Origin of the sequence: Streptomyces malaysiensis subsp. samsunensis (genome assembly GCF_024519315.1) — a bacterium.
GTDB lineage: Bacteria > Actinomycetota > Actinomycetes > Streptomycetales > Streptomycetaceae > Streptomyces > Streptomyces malaysiensis.
Genome location: NZ_JANIIC010000180.1, coordinates 1 through 2,624, shown reverse-complemented (window position 1 = coordinate 2,624; position 2,624 = coordinate 1). Strand labels below are relative to the sequence as shown.

Sequence of the window (2,624 nt, the reverse complement as noted above, 5' to 3'; positions counted from 1 at the left end):
TGTCGTCGATACCGGCTCAGCACCAAAGACGTGCCGATCGCCGCACTCGAACTGCGCCACCGCCAGCGCGCCAGAGCCGAGGACCGCATCCGCGCCGCCCGCGCCACTGGCCTGCGCAACCTCCCCTTCCATGACACCGCGCAGAACCGGATCTGGCTGGAGATCGTCCAGATCGCCCTGGACTTGCTGGCCTGGATGGCGATGCTTGCCCTGACCGGCAAGCCCCGGCTGTGGGAGCCCCGCCGACTGCGCCTGCGGCTGTTTTCCATCGCCGCTCAGCTCGTCACCACCGGCCGCCGCCGCTACCTCCGCCTTGCCCGCCACTGGCCGTGGGCCCATGTGATCATGCAAGCCCTGGCCCGGCTCGACACCCTCCCGAACCCCGGCTGACCGCCCTTTCCCGTTCCTGCGAACGGCATCATCTCCCCGGAGCCGTGGAACCCGGCGCCCACCTGACGCGACAGTCGGGCAGCCGGCCTGCCCACCATCAAACACACAACGCGAAACGGTCTGCCAACGCCGTCAGCAATCCGTCACGAAAGATCGAGGCCAGTGCGTTCTTTCCCGTGAGATCCATGTACGTGGCCTTCGTCGGGTCAGTGGTTGGCGGCGGCTGCGTTGCGGATCCAGCTGCGGAATTCGATCGCCAGGTGCTCGCAGTGGCCCTCGATCAAGGAGTCCGGGGCGGCCGACGGGTAGATCACGCGTACCACCACGTTCGCGCCGGTGTCGGTGTCGCGTGCCTGGTGCAGGCAGTAGGCGAAGGGGGTGCCGTCGTCCAGGCTGAGCAGGGCGTTCATCAGCGTCACCGGGTAGGAGGCGTCGAGGAAGGCGGCGACGGCGTCGGGCAGTTCGCGTGCCACCGAGACCTGGAACCGGCACAGGTGGCCGTCGATCGTCTCGACCATGCCGCCCGTGTAGGTGGGCGGTTCGACGTAGTGCTCGGGGTGGGCGTTGACGAGCAGGGACTTGTCCTGGAAGCGCCCGGTGCCGGCCTGCGCGGCGAACCAGTTGGCCATGGCGGTGCCGCTGAGGCCGCGGATGGTGAACTCGGTGCGCGACTCGCGGAAGGCGCCGTCCGAGGCCGCGACGAGCTCCTTGTAGTACCGGTCGCCGGCTTCGATCTGCTCGGCGAGGAGGTCCATCATCACCTGGCCGCCGGCCACGCTCTTGAGGTTCCTCAGGGCCCGGCGGGCGGCCTTCAGCTCCCACTGGTCGACTGTGGTCTCGTCGACGGTGCGGCCCATGGTGTGGACGTCGATCGTTACCGGGGTGGTCTGCTGTACGTCGTTGCGGGCGTTCACGTTGATCTTCCTCTCGTGAAGGGTGCGCGGGTGCCGTGCCGGCGCGTCGGCGACGTGCCGGGCGGACGGGGAAGTACCGCTTGCTGCGGCCCTCACATCGACAATAAGATGCACTCATGCATCTTACAAGTCCGGGGCCCAATCCCCGCCGCCGTCGGCGCGGCGCAGAACTGCGGGCCGCCCTCCTCGACGCCGCCTGGGAAGAACTCATGGAACGCGGATACGCGGGCCTCGCCTTCGCCGCGGTCGCAGACCGCGCTGGTACCAGCCGTCCGGTCGTCAACCGCCACTGGGCGACCAAGGACCTCCTCGTCCGCGATGCCATCGGCCGAGTCAGCGACAACTTCCCGCTCACCGACCCGGACACCGGGTCATTGCGCGAGGACACAGTCAGCCTGCTCGAACAGCTCAACGGGGCGTTCACCATGTTCGCCACGGCCATGACCGCACAGCTGGCCGCCTACTTCGAAGAAACGGGAACTACGCCCGCCGACCTGCGCGCATCCCTGATCGACGAGAGGTGGGCACTGATCGAGTCCGTCGCGCAGCGCGCTGTCGAACGCGGAGAGATCGACGGCACAAAACTCACCCCTCGCATCAGCCGGCTCCCCTACGACCTGCTCCGCCACCAGGTACTCATGGACATGAAACCGATGCCCTCCCAGGACATCCAGGAAATCGTCGACACCATCTACCTCCCCCTGATCACCTGACCCCGGCAGAGGCGTTCGCATGCCACCGCCCCCGGCACCGTCCTCCCCTCGGTCGCCCCGAGCAAGCGTGGTTCTTACGACCCCGCCGGGAACGGGCAGCTTTACCACATGGTAGTTGACGAAGAATCAGGAGATCCTCTCCAGGCTGTTCGTCGAGCCGTCACGGTGACGCCTGCGCGAACGACGACCTCCTCCTGCGCCACGCCCTCGTATGACAGCGCGGCGAGCAGTACCGGGCATCTGAGCGGCGGTCGACCTTAGCCATCCACCGGGCCCCGCACTCCGGACACTCCGCCTCGCCAGCGCCGCCCCGGACAGCCGCCAAACGCCTACGCAAGCGCTGTTCAGTCCGCCACTGCCTGGCACGACAAGCCGAAGAGCAGAAGACGGCCCCGGTCCAGGCTTCCGGCCGCAGCCGTTCCCCGCAACCCCGACAGATCCTCTCCCCGACCGGTTCGGCGACCTCAGACACCACGCCAGCGTAGGACCCGAAGCCAGGCACAGCCGGGGATCAGAAACACGCACTAAGAGCTTGTCTCACGTGGTGAGCTTGGCGAGCTTCTTGTAGCAGGTCAGGGCTGCCGCGAGTCCGAGGAAGGCGAGGAAG

General features: G+C 67.6%; 3 protein-coding genes. 2 read left to right on the top strand and 1 reads right to left on the bottom strand.

Going from position 1 to position 2,624, the window contains the following annotated elements:
• The coding region (locus NQU54_RS48285) for a transposase (protein ID WP_257636612.1) at positions 1 to 390 on the top strand (390 nt) is incomplete at its 5' end.
• A gap of 206 nt (positions 391 to 596) precedes the next feature.
• On the opposite strand, the gene NQU54_RS48280 is transcribed toward NQU54_RS48285, so the two are convergent.
• Entirely contained in the window at positions 597 to 1,304 is a 708-nt protein-coding gene (locus NQU54_RS48280) for a hypothetical protein (protein WP_257636611.1), read from the bottom strand.
• Positions 1,305 to 1,420: 116 nt separating this feature from the next.
• On the opposite strand from NQU54_RS48280, the gene NQU54_RS48275 reads away from it, so the two are divergent.
• On the top strand, positions 1,421 to 2,017 hold the full coding sequence (locus NQU54_RS48275) for a TetR/AcrR family transcriptional regulator (RefSeq protein ID WP_257636610.1): 597 nt from the start codon (positions 1,421 to 1,423) through the stop codon (positions 2,015 to 2,017).
• Positions 2,018 to 2,624: the final 607 nt, after the last annotated feature.